Origin of the sequence: Psychrobacter sp. NG25 (assembly GCF_015234355.1) — a bacterium.
GTDB lineage: Bacteria > Pseudomonadota > Gammaproteobacteria > Pseudomonadales > Moraxellaceae > Psychrobacter.
The window spans coordinates 419,072-441,571 of record NZ_JADGMV010000002.1; the positions used below are offsets into that span (position 1 = coordinate 419,072).

General features: G+C 42.8%; 22 protein-coding genes and 1 pseudogene. 15 read left to right on the forward strand and 8 right to left on the reverse strand.

Going from position 1 to position 22,500, the window contains the following annotated elements:
• Positions 1-30: 30 nt before the first annotated feature.
• From arsH to IPZ60_RS04435, 3 genes are all read right to left on the reverse strand, one after another.
• Positions 31-777, reverse strand: coding sequence for an arsenical resistance protein ArsH (arsH, locus tag IPZ60_RS04425; protein WP_194196645.1), 747 nt, complete (start codon positions 775-777; stop codon positions 31-33).
• The gene (gene arsC / locus IPZ60_RS04430) at positions 764-1,171 is read right to left on the reverse strand and encodes an arsenate reductase (glutaredoxin) (protein WP_194196646.1); all 408 of its coding nucleotides are present in this window, start codon (positions 1,169-1,171) and stop codon (positions 764-766) included. The genes arsH and arsC overlap by 14 nt, the downstream gene beginning before the upstream one ends.
• Positions 1,172-1,245: 74 nt before the next feature.
• Complete coding sequence (locus IPZ60_RS04435) at positions 1,246-1,608, reverse strand: helix-turn-helix transcriptional regulator (protein WP_194196647.1); 363 nt, start codon at positions 1,606-1,608, stop codon at positions 1,246-1,248.
• 194 nt (positions 1,609-1,802) lie between these two features.
• On the opposite strand from IPZ60_RS04435, the gene ilvA reads away from it, so the two are divergent.
• The 8 genes and pseudogenes from ilvA (at position 1,803) to IPZ60_RS04475 (ending at position 8,660) form a co-directional block, all read left to right on the forward strand.
• Positions 1,803-3,356, forward strand: a complete 1,554-nt coding sequence (gene ilvA / locus IPZ60_RS04440) for a threonine ammonia-lyase, biosynthetic (protein ID WP_194196648.1) — start codon at positions 1,803-1,805, stop codon at positions 3,354-3,356.
• Positions 3,357-3,711: 355 nt separating this feature from the next.
• Positions 3,712-3,858, forward strand: a pseudogene (locus tag IPZ60_RS14160) (excalibur calcium-binding domain-containing protein); the annotation flags it as partial.
• Between the two features lie 141 nt (positions 3,859-3,999).
• On the forward strand, positions 4,000-4,422 hold the full coding sequence (locus tag IPZ60_RS04450) for an RNA-binding S4 domain-containing protein (RefSeq protein ID WP_194196649.1): 423 nt from the start codon (positions 4,000-4,002) through the stop codon (positions 4,420-4,422).
• A 208-nt stretch (positions 4,423-4,630) separates the two neighbouring features.
• Positions 4,631-5,128: a low molecular weight protein-tyrosine-phosphatase gene (locus IPZ60_RS04455; RefSeq protein WP_194196650.1), complete on the forward strand. Its 498-nt coding sequence runs from the start codon at positions 4,631-4,633 to the stop codon at positions 5,126-5,128.
• A gap of 93 nt (positions 5,129-5,221) precedes the next feature.
• Positions 5,222-6,370 (forward strand): UDP-N-acetylmuramate dehydrogenase, encoded by a 1,149-nt coding sequence (murB, locus tag IPZ60_RS04460; RefSeq protein WP_194196651.1) that lies wholly within the window; start codon positions 5,222-5,224, stop codon positions 6,368-6,370.
• A gap of 49 nt (positions 6,371-6,419) precedes the next feature.
• Entirely contained in the window at positions 6,420-7,148 is a 729-nt protein-coding gene (locus tag IPZ60_RS04465) for a YdcF family protein (RefSeq protein WP_227669219.1), read from the forward strand.
• Positions 7,149-7,287: 139 nt separating this feature from the next.
• Positions 7,288-7,554 carry a cbb3-type cytochrome oxidase assembly protein CcoS gene (ccoS, locus tag IPZ60_RS04470; protein ID WP_194196653.1) on the forward strand — a complete coding sequence of 89 codons (267 nt, stop codon included), beginning with the start codon at positions 7,288-7,290 and terminating at the stop codon, positions 7,552-7,554.
• Positions 7,555-7,760: 206 nt separating this feature from the next.
• Positions 7,761-8,660 carry a sulfite exporter TauE/SafE family protein gene (locus IPZ60_RS04475; protein ID WP_194196654.1) on the forward strand — a complete coding sequence of 300 codons (900 nt, stop codon included), beginning with the start codon at positions 7,761-7,763 and terminating at the stop codon, positions 8,658-8,660.
• A 364-nt stretch (positions 8,661-9,024) separates the two neighbouring features.
• Here IPZ60_RS04475 and IPZ60_RS04480 read toward each other — a convergent pair whose 3' ends face one another.
• Positions 9,025-10,179 (reverse strand): DEAD/DEAH box helicase, encoded by a 1,155-nt coding sequence (locus IPZ60_RS04480; protein WP_194196655.1) that lies wholly within the window; start codon positions 10,177-10,179, stop codon positions 9,025-9,027.
• 280 nt (positions 10,180-10,459) lie between these two features.
• Complete coding sequence (locus IPZ60_RS04485; RefSeq protein ID WP_110923792.1) at positions 10,460-10,675, reverse strand: cold-shock protein; 216 nt, start codon at positions 10,673-10,675, stop codon at positions 10,460-10,462.
• Positions 10,676-11,139: 464 nt separating this feature from the next.
• Here IPZ60_RS04485 and aroQ point away from each other — a divergent pair, with 464 nt between their 5' ends.
• Positions 11,140-11,676: a type II 3-dehydroquinate dehydratase gene (aroQ, locus tag IPZ60_RS04490; protein WP_194196656.1), complete on the forward strand. Its 537-nt coding sequence runs from the start codon at positions 11,140-11,142 to the stop codon at positions 11,674-11,676.
• Between the two features lie 337 nt (positions 11,677-12,013).
• Complete coding sequence (locus IPZ60_RS04495) at positions 12,014-13,315, forward strand: AarF/ABC1/UbiB kinase family protein (protein ID WP_194196657.1); 1,302 nt, start codon at positions 12,014-12,016, stop codon at positions 13,313-13,315.
• A 43-nt stretch (positions 13,316-13,358) separates the two neighbouring features.
• Here the strand turns inward: IPZ60_RS04495 and IPZ60_RS04500 are convergent, their stop codons facing one another.
• Positions 13,359-14,189 (reverse strand): ion transporter, encoded by an 831-nt coding sequence (locus IPZ60_RS04500; protein ID WP_194196658.1) that lies wholly within the window; start codon positions 14,187-14,189, stop codon positions 13,359-13,361.
• A gap of 318 nt (positions 14,190-14,507) precedes the next feature.
• Between IPZ60_RS04500 and IPZ60_RS04505 the strand changes: the two genes are divergently transcribed.
• The 3 genes from IPZ60_RS04505 to IPZ60_RS04515 all read left to right on the forward strand — a co-directional run bounded on the left by IPZ60_RS04505 (position 14,508) and on the right by IPZ60_RS04515 (position 17,945).
• The gene (locus IPZ60_RS04505) at positions 14,508-15,257 is read left to right on the forward strand and encodes a YebC/PmpR family DNA-binding transcriptional regulator (protein ID WP_194196659.1); all 750 of its coding nucleotides are present in this window, start codon (positions 14,508-14,510) and stop codon (positions 15,255-15,257) included.
• 231 nt (positions 15,258-15,488) lie between these two features.
• Entirely contained in the window at positions 15,489-15,827 is a 339-nt protein-coding gene (locus tag IPZ60_RS04510) for a ferrous iron transport protein A (protein WP_194196660.1), read from the forward strand.
• Positions 15,828-16,025: 198 nt separating this feature from the next.
• Entirely contained in the window at positions 16,026-17,945 is a 1,920-nt protein-coding gene (locus IPZ60_RS04515) for a ferrous iron transporter B (protein ID WP_194196661.1), read from the forward strand.
• A 198-nt stretch (positions 17,946-18,143) separates the two neighbouring features.
• On the opposite strand, the gene IPZ60_RS04520 is transcribed toward IPZ60_RS04515, so the two are convergent.
• Both IPZ60_RS04520 and ftsY read right to left on the reverse strand, forming a co-directional pair.
• On the reverse strand, positions 18,144-18,716 hold the full coding sequence (locus tag IPZ60_RS04520) for a methylated-DNA--[protein]-cysteine S-methyltransferase (RefSeq protein ID WP_194196662.1): 573 nt from the start codon (positions 18,714-18,716) through the stop codon (positions 18,144-18,146).
• A 226-nt stretch (positions 18,717-18,942) separates the two neighbouring features.
• The gene (ftsY, locus tag IPZ60_RS04525; protein WP_227669220.1) at positions 18,943-20,283 is read right to left on the reverse strand and encodes a signal recognition particle-docking protein FtsY; all 1,341 of its coding nucleotides are present in this window, start codon (positions 20,281-20,283) and stop codon (positions 18,943-18,945) included.
• Positions 20,284-20,616: 333 nt separating this feature from the next.
• On the opposite strand from ftsY, the gene IPZ60_RS04530 reads away from it, so the two are divergent.
• Complete coding sequence (locus tag IPZ60_RS04530; protein ID WP_194196663.1) at positions 20,617-20,781, forward strand: hypothetical protein; 165 nt, start codon at positions 20,617-20,619, stop codon at positions 20,779-20,781.
• Positions 20,782-20,969: 188 nt separating this feature from the next.
• A complete protein-coding gene (locus IPZ60_RS04535) occupies positions 20,970-22,469 on the forward strand; it encodes a M16 family metallopeptidase (RefSeq protein WP_370463017.1) in 1,500 nt (499 codons plus the stop codon).
• The last annotated feature ends 31 nt before the right edge of the window (positions 22,470-22,500 follow it).

The following is a 22,500-nucleotide window of genomic DNA, read 5'->3' on the forward strand; positions in this document are numbered from 1 at the left end:
GTATTAAAAAATACATGATAAGAGAGTGAATTAAAGTGATTTTTGATTGACACGTTTTGATAACTCTTCAGCGCTCTCTACCCGTTCAGAGTAGCGGTCAGTGAGATAGGCTGAGCGTCCACGAGTCAACCAAGTAAATTTCACCAACTCCTCACAGACATCAACAAGACGCAAATATAAAGGTGACTTATCCATGCGATCGTCGTCATTAAATTCCAAAAATGCCTTGGGAATAGACGATTGATTGGGAATCGTAATCATCCGCATCCAACGGCCGAGTATGCGTAGTTGATTGACGGTATTGAAGCTTTGACTACCGCCACTGACTTGCATCACTGCCAATGTTTTACCTTGGGTCGGACGCACGCCTCCCAATGATAGTGGAATCCAATCGATTTGTGCTTTCATGATACTGGTCATGCTGCCATGCCGTTCTGGACTTACCCAGAGCATACCCTCTGACCACTGTGCCAGCTCTCGTAGCTCTTGCACTTTGAGATGATCTGCATCGGCAGCATCAGGCAGTGGCAAGCCCGTCGGATCAAATGTCCGAACCTCACAACCATACCAGCGCAGTAACCGACTCGCTTCCTCGCTTGCCAGCCTAGAAAATGAGCGGGCACGCAAAGAGCCGTATAACACCAGTATCTTGGGTGGATGACGCGAATCATTTGGACCAATCAACGCCTCAATATCGATAGGCTGTATACTGTCTGCATCAATATTGGGCAAATCACCAAAGCCAGCCATGTTCGAATCCATTTTATCCTTTGCCATGATGAATGACTTCCCCATCTTCTTTTGTGAAACTACTCACTGGGTGCTCTAGCAACTCAAACACTCGCTCTGACGGACGGCATAACGCGGCGCCTTTATTGGTGAGCACTATAGGTCGGTTGATTAAAATAGGATGGGCAATCATCGCATCGATGATCTGATCATCAGATAATTCAGGATTGTCTAACCCTAATTCATCGTTAATAGACTCTTTACTTCGTAATAACTCTCTTGGCGTGATATTCATTTTTGCCAACAGCTCTACCAAGTATTCACGGGCTGGTGGGGTTTTGAGATACTCGACCACTTCAGGATGCTCACCTGACGCATGCATAATGGCTAAGGTGTTACGAGAGGTTCCACATTTGGGATTATGAAAAATTAATGATGTCATAATGATTTCACTTATTGTCTGAATATGTTTTTGAACTCTGGATATATTATTTGAATATAGTCTTAATAGTTATCTTACTCGCTGTTTGAGTCATTAGTATTAACGACCCCACATCCACTTAGACTGTCCATAAGGGACGCACACAATTCTGGATGACCCGCGCAGCAGTCTTGCAATAGAAACTGAACAACAGCTTCCATGTGCGATAGCGAAGCACGATAGATAATTTGTCGGCTTTGGCGTTGCGAAACCACCCACCCTGCTCGTGCCAGCACTGATAGATGCGCTGACATGGTGTTATGTGGTACGGATAATTGACGGGCAATTTCACCCGCAGGCAGTCCCTCAGGCTCTTGACTGACAAGCAACCTAAAGGCTTTTAAACGAGTATCTTGAGAGAGCGCAGCAAAGCTTGCGATAGCATTATTTATTTCCATATGTCCAATAATATAGACATATTAAAATTATTCAATATTTTTTAATAAAATATTTGTACGAAGCCAACCTTATCTCTCATCAAAACTTGAAATCATTGCAAAAACTGCAATAGGGTCTTGCAAGATAATCAAAATCGGCATAGGCTAATCTATTTCGTTTTTATATTCATCTACAACCTGTATTAGGGATCATTATGCTGTCAAACTGGGTACGAGCCATCTTACAAGCCACCGTCTATGACGTTGCGATTCAAACACCACTTGAAGCGGCACCCAAGCTGACCCAACGTTTTGCCAATGACATTCGTTTTAAACGCGAAGATTTACAACCGGTCAAATCCTTTAAATTGCGCGGTGCTTACAACCGTATTAGCCAATTGAACGATGAGCAAAAAGCGCGCGGTGTCATTTGCGCATCGGCGGGCAATCACGCACAAGGCGTGGCCTATTCTGCTCGCAAACTTGATCTTAACAACATCATTGTGATGCCGACCACCACACCTGACATCAAAGTAGACGCCGTTAGAGCATTGGGCGGTAACGTCGATCTCCATGGCGACAGCTTCGATGAAGCCAACCGCTATGCAATCAATCGCGCTGAGACCGAAGGCTTAACCTTTATCCCGCCTTACGATGATGAATTGGTTATTGCTGGACAAGGTACTATCGGTCTGGAGTTGACACAACAGTGGCGAAATATGGATTACGTATTCGTCGCGGTTGGCGGTGGTGGTCTCATCTCTGGCGTCGCGGCATTTTTAGGCGCCGTGGCTCCGCATGTCAAAGTCATCGCTGTAGAGGCGGAACAATCGGCTTGTTTAAAGGCAGCACTAGAAACAGGTGAACGCGTTAAGTTAGAACAAGTTGGCTTATTCGTCGATGGTGTAGCGGTTGCTCAAATTGGCGAGCTGCCTTTTGAAGTCGTCCGTACACAAAAAAGTGATAACTCAGGCCCTATCGTAGAACCTGATGTGATTACTTGCACCAATGATGAAGTCTGCGCCGCCGTCAAAGATATCTTTGAAGAAAACCGTAGCATCGTCGAGCCTGCTGGCGCATTATCAGTTGCGGGCATGAAAAAATATATCGCAGCCAATAACCTACAAGGCAAAAACTGCGTCGGTATCATTTGCGGTGCCAATATGAACTTTGACCGTCTGCGTTATATCGCTGAGCGTACCGAAATCGGTGAGAAAAAAGAAGCCATCTTTGGCGTGACTATCCCTGAGCAAACGGGTGCTTTCTTAAACTTCTGCCGTAGCCTGCATGGACGTAATATCACTGAGTTTAACTACCGTGCTGATAGCAAAAAATCACCAGACTCTATGGAGCCTGCCTCGATATTTGTCGGTATCGCCTTAAAAGAAGGGGATAAAGAGCGTCAAACTATCAGCAATCAATTGGCCGCTGATGGCTACACTGCCCACGATTTAACCGATGATGACATCGCTAAATCTCATATCCGTCATTTAATTGGTGGTCATGCACACGTCGAAAACGAGCAGTTACTAAGTGTGGTGTTCCCAGAACGTCCAGGTGCGTTGCTTACTTTCTTAGAGAAGCTTGGTGATGATTTTAATATTACCTTGTTCCATTATCGCAATCACGGTGCCGCTGAAGGTCGTGTACTGGTAGGCCTACAAGCCTCAGAGAGCAACTCTCGCCAGCTACAAGACGCGCTGCTTGATATTGGTTACGACTGTACGATGCTCAATGACAATATCGGCTATCAATTGTTTTTGAAATAATAAAGCAGGTATCAATCACTCTCTACCCTGTCAGTTTTTTAATCCATTAAAAGGCTGACAATAGCGAGCGGATGGTAGCAACAGTTAGTTTTTAACGGTTATTGGTGAGTATAATGCCATGATGAAAAATATATTAATGATACTGGTACTGCTGGTTTTGGTAATTGTGGGTTATAAACTTTTTCAACCTGAGAGCGCACCGAGTAGCTCTATCACGGATTCATCCAATACGCCTCCAGTAGGCGCTGCACTAACCACTGCTGACTTTGACGAGATACAACCAACGTATGTCGATTTAGACCCAAATTCAGAAGCAGCCCCAGTAATCACTTCAACAACAAATTCACAGCCAACAACGTCAAGATTTTCATGTGATGGTAGACAACACTGCTCTCAGATGACCTCATGCGAAGAGGCAACTTACTTTATACAACACTGTCCTAATACAAAAATGGACGGCAATCATGATGGCGTACCTTGTGAACAGCAATTGTGTAACTGATTTCTATCAACTAAAAATGCAATATATCCCCTATCCAGCCCATCAATCACAAAAACTTATTTGCAAATATAAAATATGCCCTAATCTCACTAAAATTAGCTTATTTTAAATAAATACAGACATCCATATAGAGTAGCTGTTATGCAGAATAATACAAATAGCAAAACCCAAGGCTTAGCTAAAATTCGCCTTGATAAGTGGCTTTGGGCAGCACGTTTTTATCGAACACGTACGCTTGCCAAACAAGCCATTGAAGGTGGACGAGTTCACTACGCTGGTAGCCGTGTAAAAACCAGCAAAGAGATTGCAGTCGGAGATGAATTAACCATCCGCCAAGGGTCAGCCACTGCCATGACTGAAAAAACCGTCATCGTGGAAGCGCTAACCACTCAACGTGGTAATGCAAGCGCAGCTGAAGTATTGTATTCAGAAACTGACGAGAGCGAAAATCGCCGCGCCTATCATGCAGAGCAACGCAAGCTTGCCAATCTTGCTCGCCCTGATAATAAACCCAACAAGAAAGAGCGCCGTGATTTGCATCGCTTTAAAAGCAAGCAAGACTAAAATACTGCCCGCACCACACTGAATTATAGATAACATCGCCATCAATATTGTGTCATATGACCATATTGTTCAGCCTATACTCTTGCCATTTACAGCATTAAACGTTACGCTGACAGCCGATTCAATCAATCAATTGCATGCTGATAAAAGCCGCACTAATAATGCTGGTCTCTTATGGCATGTTTTTTTTGTTATACAAGGTCATATTATGCTGATGAAAACCTGTACGCCATCGTCTGTATTATTGGTTTGTTTAGGAAATATTTGCCGTTCACCAACTGCTGAAGAAGTGTTTCGTCAGCAAGCAGCGATTGCTGGATTATCAATAAAAGTGGACTCTGCCGGCACAGGGGATTGGCATATCGGTCATAAACCCGATGAGCGAGCACAGCGTCATGCCAAAGCACATGGTTATAAAATCAATAAACTCATCGCACGCCAAATAAATAACGATGACTTCCGCAATTTTGATTTGATTTTGGCAATGGATGCGCAGAACTTAGCCGACTTGCAAGCGCTCAAAAACAATATAGCAGATACTGAAAATAGTATGGCCAAGCTGGCATTATTCAGTGAAGAAGACCCAACGTATGGCGGTGATGATGTACCAGACCCTTATAAAGGCGGGGCCGATGACTTTGAAGAAGTCATTGAACGTATAGAATCAAGCGCACAAGCTTGGATTGAGAGCTGGAAAGCTTGCTAGTGATAAAAGCTAGATTTACACGCATTTTGTGTCTCGCATCCTTTATAATGATTACTGTTTAATTTCTTATCTATTTGCCATATGGGTTACGTTATGACCTCAGCTTCATGCATTAATTCTAGTGCTCAACTTGCCACGACAACGGTTTCAGCAGCAAAATTATTGCCTAGCGAGTCCATTGACTTGTCACATAGCAATACTATGGCACTGACCTGTATCGCTGACTATGGTGTGACGTTGACAGATGAGGCTCAACTTGACACCTTTATGGCAGACTATGCGAAAAATACAGATCAAAAAAAGCCATTGTTTGTGCTGTCTGGTGGTAGCAACGTATTACTGCCAACACAACTAAATGCAATTGTATTGCAGCCGAAAATGCGCGGCATCAGCTTGACCGCTCAGACGGATAGTTACGTCGATATTGAAGTGATGGCAGGGGAAAACTGGCATGATTTGGTTGTCCATACGGTCAGTCAAGGTTGGTACGGGTTAGAAAATCTTGCGCTGATACCTGGCCTCACTGGTGCTGCACCGATACAAAACATTGGGGCTTATGGTGTCCAGTTAGAAGACCACTTACAGTATGTCCGTGCTTACCACATCCCTACCCAGGCGTGGCACCAACTATCAATCTCAGACTGTGATTTTGGCTATCGCGACAGTATCTTTAAACGGACTCCCAATACATGGCTAATAAGCCGTGTGGGGTTCAGATTACACACAGATATAAGCAAAGTGTTAGCCAGTTACGGTGATGTACAGACAGTTGCACAACGCTATGCTGAACAGCAAGACCGAAACAAGGCTACTCCTGCTGATGTGATGCACGCTATTATAGAGATTCGCCAACAGAAACTTCCGGATCCCAAGAGTCTGGCTAACTGTGGTAGTTTTTTTCAGAATCCGATTATTCCCCAAGAGCAGTTCATTGCGTTACAAGCCTCTTATCCAGCTATCGTTGGTTATCCAATGCCTGATAATAAAATAAAAGTTGCAGCCGGTTGGCTCATTGAGCAGGCAGGGTTAAAAGGTGGTGGTATTGCACCCATTGTCACCCATCAGCAGCAAGCACTGGTACTCACCAACCATGCTCCTTATCAAGCAACCCAAGAAGATGTAGCGATAGCACAGCGTTATATCACTGATGCGATCTATGAGAAATTTGCGATTCAGTTATCACGTGAGCCGGTTTGGGTAAATACTGATAGCTCGATTGGGCATGATGAGCATGTGGCCTAAAAAGTCACGGTCTAAGCGGCTGTTATCTAAACGATTATGGCATTATTACTTGCGTTCAGCTGAACGTATGATAACGCTGTTTCGTATCATCAATATTACCTTTTTGCTTGGCTCCACGGCCGTTATTTTAGTCCTCATTAGTTTATTCACCCCCCTATTTTCGCAAGCGATTGTTTATCTATTTACGCTACTGCCTTTGCCAAATATCCCCTCTGGAGCGGCGAGCTCTCCACCGACGGCCTATGTAGTATTAGGCGGCGGACTGACCAACGACCAGAACAATCAAATCATTTTAAACAGCTATAGTCTCAATCGTGCTCGTACTGCTGCGGGCGCTTATCACGACCTGCCCTTACCTATTGTGCTCAGTGGTGCTGAAGCGCCTTGGCTCGGTCAATGGCTCATCGAGCATGATATTGATGGACTGATAAGCGAAAACGCCAGTATGAATACTTGCGAAAATGCACGCTTTACCGCAAAGCGTATACCACTACGTCACGTCTACCTCATCACTGATAGCTACCATATGGCACGCGCCCGTAGACAGTTTGCGCTAAATGGTATCAATACCACGCCTCTCAGCGCTCCTCTACCAGTTGGTCGAGACTGGGAAAAACCTGCACAGAATCTAACTCATTCACGGCGCGCCGTTTATGAAGTCGCCGCTTATTTACGTGATGTGATACGTCCGCAGATGGATTGTCGTCATGCCAGAGAGGTTACTTCACAGCAGCTATTAACACCTAGAGGCCATGCGGCAAAGTCACCTACAGAATAGAACTGGATTAGCATTTGAACTAGATTTTATTTAATAATGAGCATAGCTAGCAGCTATTTCACTTTTATGTTCACAGGCAATCACCACATTAATAATAGGTGTATAATGCCACCAGAAATTGCTATCTAAGAGACTCTCCATGCTCAGTATATTTTTATTAATTCCGTTAAGTCTCATGTTATTTGTGGTTGCCATTTGGGCAGTACGTTATGCGGTAAAATCAAACCAATTTGAAGATTTAGACAATGCATCACAGCGCATTATATTAGATGATCGTCAAGAGCGCAGACAAACCATGCAAGCTCATGAGAATGCTACATCTACTCAGCAAACAAATGATCAAACAAACCTTGCTGACACAGAGTCCGTCAATCCTTCTAATATTGATAGCAATCCAAAAATATAGCCTCGAGAGATAGTCGGTTCGAGATCATCTAGAGGCAAGTAAGACAAATTCAAGTGTTACACATAATAGACTGAACAAGCCTAGCACCTTGCTAATCAGTATAGAACTGACCATATTTTGACTATACGTGACTCACGATTATGTTTCGTCCAATACCATCTATTTAAGTAGATTCAATCTTTCACTGTTTTTAGGAGAATCACCCCATGACCACAGCTTTACTCGTTGCGGCATTACTAATGGGATTTTTTGGTTCACCACATTGTTTGGGTATGTGTGGTGGTCTTGTGACAGCGTTTGGCCTATCGATGAAAGATGCCAGTCCTGCTAAACGCCGCGCCCTTGTCGCCACCTATCATCTAGGCCGTTTGAGCAGTTATGCATTATTAGGCTTAATCGCAGGATTGATTGGTACCACTGTACTAGCGCCATTAATGATGGGCAATAGTATGCCACGTATTTTATTAGGCTTAGTATTAGTGTTTGTTGGTGTCACCATGCTTGGCGCACCATTTTTAAACAAACTTGAACGTTTTGGTATGCGTTTTTGGCAATACCTAAGCCCACTTCGTCAAAAAGTATTCCCGCTAAACACGTTTCCACGTGCACTCACCGCTGGCTTACTTTGGGGTTTCTTACCTTGTGGATTAGTGTATGGTGCCTTACTCATCGCAGTAGTTGCTCATAATCCATTGAATGGTGCGGCACTCATGTTTGTCTTTGGCTTAGGGACAATACCGATGTTGGTCGCCACGCACGAAACAGTTGGCTGGTTACGTGACAAAATTGGACGCTTTCGCTTAAGACAGCTAAATGGCGCTGTCATGGTCATATCAGGTTTGGCCGTTGCGGTCGTGCCGATGGTCATGTCAAGTATGCATGGTGGGCATGATATGTCTAATATGCATGGCGATCATATGCAAATGAGTGACTCAGAAATGATGGACATGCCTATGGACGCAGACATGGATCACAGCAGTCACCATATGATGCCAGCTGATGATACATCCCACCAGGGAATGGATCATAGTATGCATGATATGAGTGATGCGTCAATGGACATGAACCACCATGAGCACTCTGAAACGATGGAACACGCTCAATAGAGTCGTCGACCACAGATATATATAGTCAATGAACTACTAAACCGCTATGGCGTTATCCTCCTTAGATGTACTACTTGTACAATCTGCAGTCGGCTGCCTTGTACCCATGTTAGAGTTCTTTGACTATATTATTAAAATAGAACATTGCGTGCTATCAAAGCTTACCGTATGAAAAAGCCCTTAACATCAATACGAATGTTAAGGGCTTTTATCATTTTATTCGCTGCACACTATAGTTAATTCAGTTTAAAAGAGAGTCAAGGCAACCGAGTTCAGATGTATATGTAATACTTCCAGCAAGGTTAACGCTGTCACTCTTTTATAGAAGATTGACTACATAGAAAAACTAGCAGCTTTAAAAGTACTACTCTTGCCATTGCTCAAGCGAAAACTTAGTATCCAAATGCTTTTCTAAGGCTGGTACATTAAACGCGTCATCCTCACTCACGAAGCTAATGCTAATACCTGTTTGCCCAGCACGCCCCGTACGACCAATACGATGTACGTAATCATCTGGCTGGTCCGGCAAGGTGTAGTTAACCACATGACTGATATCGTCGACATGGATACCGCGCCCAGCGACATCTGTTGCGACCAAGATAGAAGCATGGCCATCTTTAAAGCGCTGTAGGTATTTTTCACGTTTTTGCTGAATAACATCACCTGACAGCATCACGATTTTGTGGTCTGCACGCAGCTTGTGATATAAACGCTTAACTTGGTCTTTACGGTTGGCAAATACGATGACTTTGTCCACTGCAGGATCACTAATGATGCGCTGTAGGGCTTTTAACTTCTGATCTTCTGTCAATAAGTAAAAATGCTGATCGACCAACTCACTGGTTTTGTGCTCAGGCTCAATTTCAACAAACTGCGGCTCATGTAACCAGCGATAAGCCAAATTCATCACATCTTGGTTAAAAGTGGCAGAAAATAGTAAGCTCTGACGGTCTGTATTGGCTGGCATCCGGCCTACCAGACGCTTGATATCAGGAATAAACCCCATATCCAACATACGATCTGCTTCATCTAATACGAGTACTTCAACGCGATCTAAGTAGACCATGCCTTTATTCGCAAGGTCAATTAAACGTCCAGGCGTCGCAACCAAAATATCAACATATTGACGCTCAAGCTCATGCTGCTGGGTTTCATAATTAGTACCACCCATGATACACACGCTATGTAGCGCCGTATATTTGGTCAAAGCAATACAATCATCAAATATTTGCTGCGCAAGCTCACGGGTGGGTGCCATTACAACTGCACGCGGCTCACCTAAATAGCGCTCTTCATCATTGGTAAAAGGACGCTTAAGCAATGCCTCCATGATCGTTAATAAGAAAGTCGCTGTCTTACCAGTACCTGTTTGAGCCTGTCCAATAGCGTCTTGATTTGCCAACGTATGTGGTAGTATTTGTGCTTGGATAGGCGTCAATGCAGTAAACCCTAAATCACTGACAGCACGTAATGTCGGTGCTGAAAGCGGCAAATCAGTAAATGTCGTAAAATTACTCAAAAAAATATCCTTTTTGTATTAATTACTTGTATGTTGTCCATCGTAAGCAAATGCATTATCAAACGTTATAATACTATATAGCGTCACCAATAATCATTGCCACATCAAATCTATAGATAGCGGATAGTCATGCAGACATAAAAAAGCCAAGCCCGATACTTACTCTGACCTAATATGCGGAGATTCACTCAACATAGGTAAGATAAGACGGGCTTGACTCAGTAGTATATCAGTAGTTTGTACAGACATTATAGCTAAACCGCTCTAATGACCGGATAGATTACTCGTCTACTTTTCTGACTTCTTCAGCTTGAAGGCCTTTTTCGCCTTCTACTACACTGAATTCAACCTTTGCGCCATCTGTTAAAGAGCGATAGCCATCACCTTGAATCGCGCGGAAATGGACAAAAATATCTTCTCCGCTATCACGTTGAATGAAACCAAAACCTTTTGAGTCATTAAACCACTTAACAGTACCTTGCTCACGAGCTGACATAATATTACTTCCTAAAAAAGTCCGCTTAGCCCCAAATTCCTTTGCAACATTGCATACAAACGGGATCTAAAATTATGAAATCAAAAAACTTAAGAGTCCTACACTAACCACTATTACTAACATATAGCTTTTATGATAGACAATTACCTCTATAAACATTCTTTACGCTTATAGAGACAATAAGGGACTTTCATATTAGCCTTACTTTAGCTATAGCAACAAACTTGCAATAATTATTGCATAAAAAATATCATAGCACGGGTTTTTAGCAACATAAAGACTTTTAGCATGCTTTTTTACTTTCAGGTTGATTTTTCATGTAATTTTTTTATAACCACTACTGGCAAGCTGTTATCATAAACCAATAAGCACCATTGAGTGACATAATTCGCTTTTTCTACGACCCTTATGCCTTACAATAAAAGATAAACCACTAACCTTACTTAATCGCTATAGAGACCAGTATGACGACCTCATCACAACCTACCACAGCATCAAAGCCTTCTAGTCAGAGCAACAGCAATACACTCACTCATAAGCTGCTGCTGGTTAACGGGGTCAATCTAAATTTATTGGGTAAGCGTGAACCTGATATTTATGGTCATGCGACACTTGCTGATATCGAAAAACGTTTGATTGCGCGTGCCGCTCAGCATGATGTCGAATTAATTTGCATACAATCAAACCATGAAGGTCAGCTGATCGATGACATCCAACATCATGGACTGTTAGCAGAAGCGACAGCGCAAGTAGATGCTATTATCCTTAACCCTGCAGCATTTACGCATACTTCAGTTGCTCTACGTGACGCATTACTAGCTACACAAAAGCCATTTATAGAAGTACACTTATCTAATGTTCATGCACGTGAGTCTTTTCGCCATCATTCTTATTTGAGCGATGTCGCAGTCGGTGTTATTTGTGGTTTGGGACAGATGGGTTATCAAATGGCACTAGATTATTGGCTCAACAACCTCTACTCTATCAACCTTAGCGACTAACATTTATCGGTTTTTTGAAGTACTAGTTTTAAGTGCTAATAATAATTGTTTATATGTACTAAAGATGGCTCAGTCAAACAGCAATATAGTTGATTCAATTTAAAATAGTTTGATTAAAATACTAGGGCGTGTCCTCATTTTAGAAATGGTGATAAAAACGAGATAAATTGCAGTCAAACAAGGAAAATAGCGCAGATAATATCGAGATATTAGTCAGCTATTTAACGCCGTTTGGCAAGATTTAGCCATTTTTAACCCATTTAGATGACTATCGATTGAATTGAGGACACGCCCTAGCATTATGGCTGAATAAACAACCCAATATACGGTGATATGAATGGCAAAATCGTCTGGAAAGCGCTTTATGAAACTCGCTGGCATGACTGCAAGTATTGCCGGAAAAGCAGCTAAAAACTCATTTAAGCACCTATCAAGCGATGAAGAGAAACGTCTGCAAGCACGCTCGGAGCTCATGCAAGATGTGGGGATTCAAATAGCTGAGACGCTTGGTGAAATGAAAGGCGCCGTCATGAAAGTGGGGCAAATCGCGTCACAATATAAAGACGTGTTTCCACCTGAGGTTGCCACAGCTCTAGAAAAGCTGCAAAAAGATGCGCCGCCCATGCCATATGCACAGATACAAGCTCAAATAGAACGTGAGCTTAAAGCGCCTGTTGGAGAGCTGTTCAACGAATTTGAAGAAACACCATTTGCCGCTGCCTCTATTGGACAAGTGCACAAGGCAGTATTGCCCTCTGGTCAAAGAGTCGTGGTCAAGGTTCAGTATCCCGATGTGGATGAAAACTGTGATAGTGACCTCAAACAAGTACGTATGGCATTGAAAATCGCTGGCGTGCTCAATATGAGCAAGCAACTACAAGAACAGTTGTTTCATGAGATTCGCCAAAGTTTGCATGATGAGTTGGACTATATTAAAGAAGCGCATAACTTACGCGTATTTGGTGCATTTCATGCAGAGGACGAAGGTCTTATTATTCCGAAAGTTATTAGTAGCCACTCTTCTAAACGGATTTTGACACTGACTGAAGAGATGGGAGAAACTCTCACCGTCGCAGCGAGTTGGGATAATGACATCAAACAAGAAATAGCCAAACGCCTGTTTCATTTTACCGCAGGGCAGCTATTTGGACTGTATCGTATGCACTGTGACCCACATCCTGGCAACTTTGCCTTTCGCAAAGATGGTAGCGTCGTGGCTTATGATTTCGGCGGTATTCGCAGTTATAGTGACAACGAGGTTCAACTGTTTCGACGTTTCGCTAAACATGCGATTAAAAGTGATGTAACTGCCCTTGAGCAAGATTTGGTGGCGTTAGATATTCGCCGTGATGATGATAAAAACATCCCTGGTGAATTCTATGAAAAATGGCTATCCATTGGCCTAAAGCCCTTTTCCATTGAACCTTACCAGAAAGGCGCTTTCGATTTTGGTAGCAGTCAAATACACCACGAAGCCATTGCACAAATGCGAACATCTTTGAAGTATTTCGGTCAGTTTCAGCCTTCTGCGACGACCATGATGCTCGACCGAACCGTGTCAGGACAATATTGGAATCTGGTCAATTTGGGCGTAGATATTGACTTATCACCGCTTATCAGTGAGTACATCGATATATAGCATGATACGAAGTAAAAACTTATATCAAAGCAGCTAGGCCATACTAAACGTGCAGCGCATGTCCACAGCGATCACAAAACTCTGCTGCGATGGCATGACCAAACTTACCACAGTTGGGACAAGTAACGGGATTGAGTTGAGGACGCATATTACGTGCTAGCTCAGAAGTAAAAATACCTGTAGGTACGGCAATGATCGAATAACCCGTAATCATGACCATGCTCGCAATCGCTTGACCAAGCGGGGTCTTGGGTGACATATCACCATAACCGACCGTCGTCATCGTAACGACCGCCCAGTAGATAGACAGCGGAATACTGGTAAAACCGTTCTCGGGCCCTTCTACTACGTAGATAATCGAGCCAAAAATCGTAACCAATAGTACGAGAGATAAGAAGAATACCGTGATCTTCTGCTGACTGGTCTTAAGCGCCGAGGCCAAAAAACCTGCTTGTTGCATATAAGCTTTGAGCTTGAGTACGCGAAAGATACGTAAAATGCGCAAAACGCGTATGACGAGTAGATACTGCACACCTACGAACATTAGGCTTAAGTAACTTGGTAATACGGACAACAAATCCACAACCCCAAAAAAACTAAAAGCGTAACGCAAGCGATTAGGGGCTGAAAATAACCGTAAGGCATATTCCATCGTAAATAAAATGGTAAAAAACCATTCTGCGTAAAAGAATATAACGCCATACTGCAAGCGCATATATAGCACACTATCAAGCATAACCACAGCCACACTGGCCAAGATTGCAATCAATAATACAATATCAAAAAGTTTGCCCAAACGAGTATCCGTGCCTTCAATAATGACATGAATACGGTTACGCAAGTGTGTAATGGCTTCGGCAGTGAGTTGCTTCATAGAGTCAGTAGCTTCATAAAATCAATGGCTTGATGGCATCCAATGACTTAAAATGTGATGGATAAGGCCAAGTTAGTCAAAATACACAAAACTGGTTTATAATATTGCTCACCTATCACAGTGAATACAATCTATAAGTTGCCACAGTGTAGCAAAAAAGCACTCTCAACAACATACAAATCGTTAACGTGTCAGTAGCTCTATTACTTTAAAGAGATAGCGCCATCTATATGATAAGACACGTGACTTAGTATGAAAGATGATTAATAAACACTTTTTTAAGCACAATAAATAGTACGTAGAACTTAAGGATGTTATATGGCAGGCCATTCAAAGTGGGCAAATATCAAACACCGCAAAGCTCGTCAGGATGCGGTAAAAGGTAAAGTATTTACTAAGATTATCCGTGAAATTGTTTCTGCTGCCAAGCAAGGTGACCCCGACCCTGATAAAAACCCGCGCTTACGTGCCGTTATCGAAAAAGCATTATCTGTCAATATGACCCGTGACACGATTAACCGTGCGGTCGACCGTGGTACAGGCGGCGGTGACAATGAAAACATGGAAGATGTCAGCTACGAAGGTTATGGTGTTGGCGGTGTGGCAGTATTGGTCGAAACCATGACTGATAACCTAAATCGTACGGTCAGCGAAGTACGTCATGCTTTCACAAAAAATGAAGGCAATCTTGGCACTACAGGTTCAGTGGCTTACCTGTTTACCAAACGCGGTGAAATCACCTTTAACGATGTGAGTTTAGAGGATGAAGTCATGCTGGCGGCACTAGATGCGGGTGCCCTCGATATCGAAAATGATGGCGAAAGCTTACTGGTCATCACTGAATGGGAAAGCTTCGGTCAAGTTCAAGATGCGCTTAATGCAGCGGGCCTTGTTTCTGACAATGCGGAAGTAACCATGTCACCATCAACCATTGCTGAAATAGACAATGTTGAAGATGCCGAAAAAGTCATGAAGATGATTGATATGCTAGAAGATATCGATGATGTACAAGAGGTTTATAGCAATGTAAACTTCTCTGCTGACGTAATGGCACAGCTTGAAGGGTGATTAATATAGTCTCAAATGTGGCCTATGTTACTGACCTTTGAGATCTAAATATTAGAAATAATCTTTAATATTAATCATTTACACTTTAGAGCCAGACAGTTTCTTACTGTCTGGTTTTTTGTTGTCACAAGCACCCTTATAAATATTGTTTTTGTGAAAGTTGAGGAATATAATCGCACACAAACAGTAATAGTTATTATTTGCAATAATGCGAATAATTAAGGACTCTCTATGAGTATTACGATCCTACCTTCTCAAAACCTCACTACCGATACATCTACTCCTTCTGATCATAAAACCACATCATCGCCTGTGTGTTCATTGCTGGATTTCAATAAGCGTCAACCTGCCATTATTGATGAGATTGTCGCCAATAGTCGGTTTGGTGAGATCGATGGCGCTATCAGTCAACGACTAAAAGATTTAGGGTTTTTACCTAATACTTTGATTCACATTGTAGCCAAAGGGTTATTTGGTAAGCCACCTTATGCCGTACAGCTGAGCACTGGCGCACAGTTTAGCTTACGTGCCGATGAACTGATAAAAATACAATGCCGCGCTGTCACATAAAGGCAAATGATAAAAGGCACTAATTATTGGATGCCCATGTGCTCTATCCAAATGCTTTTCTCATATAGTCGATTCCATTTAAAAGTAGTACAAGGCACCGAGTGTAGATGTATATTAAATACTTCAAGCGAGGTTAACGCGGTAACACTTTTTTAGTGAAATGACGATACCAGTCCTTTAACAGCGATTCATAAGCTTATGTCCTCTTCAGCAACCCTTTCAGTACCAGCCAATCAAATAAAAGCCAGCACTGTTCCTATCACACTGGCTTTGGTCGGCGCACCCAATTGCGGCAAAACAGCTACCTTCAATGTGCTTACAGGCTCCAAAGCTAAAGTGGCAAACTACTCTGGCGTCACGGTTGATAAACGCAGTGCTAGCCTACTTGGGCACTCAAATGTCAATATTTTAGATCTACCGGGCACCTACAGTTTAAAAACAGCCAGTCTCGATGAAGAAGTCACTCGTAAAGTACTGTTTGGTCAGATGCCTGGCGAATCTGTCCCTGATGGGATTATATTTGTGGCTGATGCAACCAATCTACGTATGTCATTACGTATGTTGCTAGAGCTGAGAAACTTAGGCTTACCCATCATCGTGGCGCTCAATCTAAGTGATGTGGCGCAGAGCCGTGGTTTGGTTGTAGATGAGTCGATACTATCAAATGAGCTAGGCGTTCCTTTCGTACAAACAGTCGCCATTAAACGTAAAGGCTGCACGCAGTTACTCACCTTAGCTGATGAGCTGATTGATTATATTGGTAATAGCGAGCAGCCCATACATTTTTTTGAGACTGATACTGACACCCATACGATGTACCAACAGGCTGACGATATTCTCAGCCGAGCCGTGACGGCAGTACAGCGTTTGCCCAAATGGCATGAACGTTTAGACCAATTGACACTTCACCCCGTGATAGGTGTTGTCATCTTATTGATGATTTTATTTGTCATATTTCAAGCAGTATATGCATGGGCCACACCGCTGATGGACAGCATTGAGTGGCTAGTAGGCAGCGTGGGAACCCTCTTATCACAGTGGCTGCCGGATGGAATATTACAAAGTCTCATTGTAGATGGCATTGTGGCTGGTGTGGGTAGCGTTGTGGTGTTTGTGCCACAGATTGCATTACTGTTTTTATTTTTGTTAATACTTGAAGATTCAGGGTATCTGCCCCGAGCCGCTTTTTTATTAGACAATCTACTGGCCAAGATAGGTCTATCTGGACGCTCGTTTATTCCCTTACTATCAGGTTTTGCGTGCGCCGTACCAGCAGTTATGTCGACCCGTACTATTCCTAGTCACACAGAGCGATTGGTAGCGATTGCTGTATTACCCATGCTAACCTGTTCGGCTCGCTTACCTATCTATGCGCTCATTATTGCCGCTGTGATACCCAATCATGCGGTGCTTGGCATATTTAATTTGCAGGGTATTACGTTATTTGTATTATATGTGGCTGGCACATTTTCAGCGGCGCTCATCTCTTGGCTGTTCAAACATTTTCATAACACAAAGTCAGAGTCTTCTGCTTTTCCGTTATTGATGGAACTACCCACATATCGTATGCCCAATGTTAGGCATATAGCAGGTGAGCTTTGGGACAAAGTAAGTGCGTTTCTAATGAAGGCTGGTACCGTTATTTTCACCTTGTCCGTTGTGCTATGGGTGTTGGTTACCTTTCCAGAAGCCCCTACTGGTGCAACTGGACCCGCTATTGATTACAGCTTTGCTGGTATGCTTGGCCATTTGATTGAGCCTATTTTTGCGCCTATTGGCTTTACCTGGCAGATGTGTATTTCTTTGATTCCAGGGCTTGCAGCAAGAGAAGTTGTGGTTGCCGCTTTGGGTACAGTATATGCCGTGGGCAGTGTCGGTGATGAAGCTATCAATCAGACGCTTATTCCAATCATTCATGCCCAGTGGGGACTTGCGACTGCATTTTCGTTTTTAGCATTTTACGTATATGCGCCTATGTGTTTGGCCACGCTGACGGTTATCCGCCGTGAGACAAAATCGCTAAAGCAGACGTTGGCCATCACTGGCTATTTGTTTGTATTGGCTTATGTCATGGCTTGGGTAGTTTATCGAATAACGGGCCAAATTTTTGGATTCTAAGGAGTTAATAATGAGTATATGGTTAGAATATTTTATCGTCTTTATAATCGTTGCCATCTCTATTTACTATGTATGGACAAAGGTTATATTTAAGAAGTCACAAGGCTGCTCTGGCTGTAATAAATGCGCCAAATAAAAAAGCACCAAACCTCATGACAGGTTTGGTGCTCAATCAATTCGTAAAAAGTAGATTTACGCTTATGGTTTGCATTTGACCCCTTCAAGCGCTAACAGATATTCTTTTTTATCTAGCCCGCCTGTATAGCCGCCAAGCTTACCATCGCTAGCAATCACTCGATGACAAGGCACGATAATACTAAAAGGGTTTTTGCTATTGGCATTAGCAACGGCACGAAACCCTTTAGGACTATCAACACGCTTTGCCAATGTAGCATAGCTGATCGTTTCGCCATGCTTGATATCTTGTAGTGCATGCCATACTTGCTGCTGGAATTTAGTACCCAAGCTCATATCTATCGGCAAATCAAACGCCTGAAGTTCACCTTTAAAATATGCCGTTAATTGCGCGATGGCTTCTATTAACAATGCTTGAGAAGGTTCATTATCGCTTAGGCTATTATTGTCTATAAAGGTAAAGTCTTGCTCTATAAGTTTATAATGCTTTTTGAGTTTGGGAATAGATTTTGAGTGCTGCCAAGAGTTACCTGCCAGCAACCAATTGGCCTCAACGAGCATAGGGTGACCATGCTCATTGACACGGGCGATTAGCGTTAATCGATGTGTTCCAAAAGATGCGGTGGTAACTATCATGGCGTCTATTTTCCAATTGTCTTAAAAATGATTTACTAGGGCATGTCCTCAATTCAATCGATAGTCATCTAAATGGGTTAAAAATGGCTAAATCTTGCCAAACATCGTCAAATATCTGGTTAATATCCCGATATCATCTGCGCTATTTTCCTTGTTTGACGGCGATTTATCTCATTTTTATCACCATTTTTGAAATGAAGACACGCCCTAAATGAAAACAGCTATTTTATTCTTTATCGTCAGTCTCAAATAACGCGGCAACAAACTGTTTTGGACTAAAGGCACGTAAATCATCAATCGACTCACCCACCCCAATATAGCGAATAGGCACGTCCGTTGTCTCAGCAATATTAAAGACTACGCCACCTTTTGCCGTACCATCTAACTTGGTAATGGTAATACCGGTCAATGGTACGATTTTATTAAATAGCTCTACTTGGTTAATCGCATTTTGCCCTGTGCCAGCATCAAGTACAATCATGCCTTCATGCGGCGCGCTTGGATCAGCTTTACGCATGACACGTACGACTTTCTCTAGTTCGGCCATCAAGTGAGTTTTGTTTTGCAAGCGACCAGCAGTATCCGCGATTAACACATCAATGTTTTTTGCTTTGGCAGACTGCATGGCATCGAAGATGACAGACGCACTATCAGAGCCATGACCTTGCGCTACTACTGGTATGTTATTACGCTCACCCCATATCTGTAGTTGCTCTGTGGCTGCCGCACGGAACGTATCTCCCGCCGCTAACATAACTGATTTACCTTCACCTTGTAGGCGCTTGGCAAGCTTACCAATCGTTGTGGTTTTACCCACACCATTGACACCAACGACTAGGATGACAAATGGCTTTTTGGTGCTATCAATTACTAAAGGTGCGACTTTCGGGGTTAAAATATCGACTAGCTCACTTTGCAGTGCTTTATATAATGAGTGTGCATAAATCAAATCACCACGGGCGGTCTGTTCAGTGAGACTTTTGATAATACGATTGGTTGCATTTACCCCAATATCAGCCACTAGCAGTTGATCTTCAACTTCTTCTAATAGCTCATCATCAATCTCTTTGCCACCGATCAAGATACTGACCATACCTTCAGCAAGATTTTTACGTGACTTACTCAGTCCCGTTCTCATACGGTTAAACCAACTGCCTTTTTTGTTATTTTCTTGGCTCTCTGCTGATTCTGGCGCTGTCTGAGTTACCGCTTGCGAATTGCTACTTGCAGCGCTAACAGCTGGTGTATCGCCTAACTGGTCCTGTAATGGCATAGTTGGCGCAGTAGAAATGCTACTAGGTGTTGCAGAGTTATCTTTATTAACTGTATCACTTTCGATTGGCGAACCCAGAGCGATATTATCTGCTGCATTGGCGACAGCATTGATACTTGGTACTTCTTTATTTACCGTGCTGTCTTTTTGCGATGCTGCAACATCGACAGTCTCATCGATAATGGGTACGGATTGTGCCGGTAGACTGGGTAAAGTAATATCGTCGTCATCCAAGTCATCAAGATCTCCATCGAGGTTAATGACCACACGGCTATTATTGTTTGGGTTATTCATAAGCTTGCCCTAAAAGTTGTCACAATCAGTTATTTGTTTATTTTAAATGGGTTTATCGGTCATGATGTTTTGACCATCGACATGACAAATAATTTTGCCCTAGTTTAGCATAATTCAGGTTATGCTCAGCCCTTACCATCATAGACTATCATCAAAATTTATAAGTTTAAGAGATCATATAACCGACTGAGAAAGTTTTGCTTAAGGTTTGGACACAAAAATCTGACTTTACACATGTTAAACTTCACCTACTCTACCAGTCTTACTTTCTTGTTCTAGCTTTTCATTCTATACCTAGAAACCACTTTGGTTATCACCTTTTAGGAGTTACCTATGTCATCACTATCTAACACTTATAAAAAACATGCACAGAAAATAATCAGTATCAGTACCGTAATGCTGATAGCGACCGTCACACTAGCAACAACAGGCTGTAACACCACACATGATATTAAGCCAACTGCTACTGTTATGGTCGGTGCACATACTTCTCTATAGCACTTTATCACGACAACTAAAGCCTATTAGACATTCACAAATTATCAGTGCTTTTCTAACGTTAAATCGTCTAAACAATAGCCACTGTCTGTCTATACCATAGCTGAATAGTGAACCTGTCCTAATATATTGTTTGATTTATCAATCATCAGTTTACAAGCTATCATTTTATATGAGTAGAACACATCATGATATTGTCTTTACCACTACCTAAAACCGCTTTACGCATTGCTTGTTCCATCGCAATGATGACGACCCTTGCTGCTTGCCAAACCAATGCTATCGATCCAAAGCCATTGTCTACCGCTCAAATTCCAGCAACTCCGAGCATATTAAACCAAGATAAAGCGGGTCAAAACCAAACAACCAATGACAATCAGTCATCATCATTAACCATAGACATGTCAGGTCGACATGAGTATCAGTTAGAGAACGGTCTGAAAATAGTGATAAAAGAAGACCATCGTGCACCAGTGGTCATGTCTCAGATTTGGTATCGCGTAGGTTCAACTGATGAACCTATTAACAAGGGCGGTATCTCTCACTTACTTGAGCATATGATGTTTAAAGGCACTACAGATGTATCAAGTGATGATTATGAACGCTTAATTGCCAAGTTTGGCGGCGTCAATAATGCCTTTACGAGCTACGACTATACGGGTTATTACGAGCTGTTCCCTGCCAATCGGTTCACTCTAGCGCTTGAGCTAGAAGCAGATCGCATGAAAAACCTGCTGTTCAATGAAAAAGAGTTTGTTAAAGAGCACCAAGTTGTCATGGAAGAGCGCCGTCAACGTACCGATGACAATCCATTGGCAAAAGCATACGAGTCATTTCGTTTACTCGCATTGCCTGATAGTCCAAAAGGTGAATCCGTTATCGGCCCTATGAGCGAGATTGAATCAATCACACTACCAGAACTCAAAGACTGGTATCAAAAATGGTACGCGCCAAACAATGCAACCTTAGTCATCGTCGGTGATGTCGACCCTCAAGACGTGTTGGCTCAGGCCAAACGATACTTCGGTGAGCTAACGCCAAGCGCTTTACCGAAACGCCCTACTGTCAGCCAAAAAGGTTTTCGTGGCTATCAGAAAGTCGATTCCGAGCAAGCCGTACAAGTACCGGTTTTATTAATGGGCTATAACGTACCTAGCCTCGTCACAGCAGATAAAAATAATGAAAAACAAGCGTATGCGCTCTCACTGGCCCAAGATGTATTAGATGGTGGCTTGTCCGCTCGCCTTGAGAGTCGACTGATACGTGAGCAAGGGCTACTGACCACAGTAGGAACGTCTTATGATTTGCTCGATCGCGGCGATGGTCTGTTCCTGATTCAAGCAACTCCACGTGAAGGCGTGAGCTTAGAGCAAGCGCAGCAAGCCATCATGACTGAGATAGAGAAGCTAAAAACTGATCCAATTGCCGCCGATGAAATCAGCCGTGCCAAAACCAACACGGTGACAGGACTTGTCTACGCACAAGATAGTATGGAAGGTCAGGCACGTATGATTGGCTCATTACAGTCCATTGGACTGGATGATAGACTGCTTGCCGAGCTACCCGCCAAACTTGATGGCATCTCGATCACTGATATACAAACCGCCAGTAAAAAATACTTAGTAAAAGACAACTTAACGGTCATGCATGTTATCCCGCCTAAAGATCAAGTAAACACAAAAAAATAATGGTGTGGTAATTGCGCCGATCATAAAGACG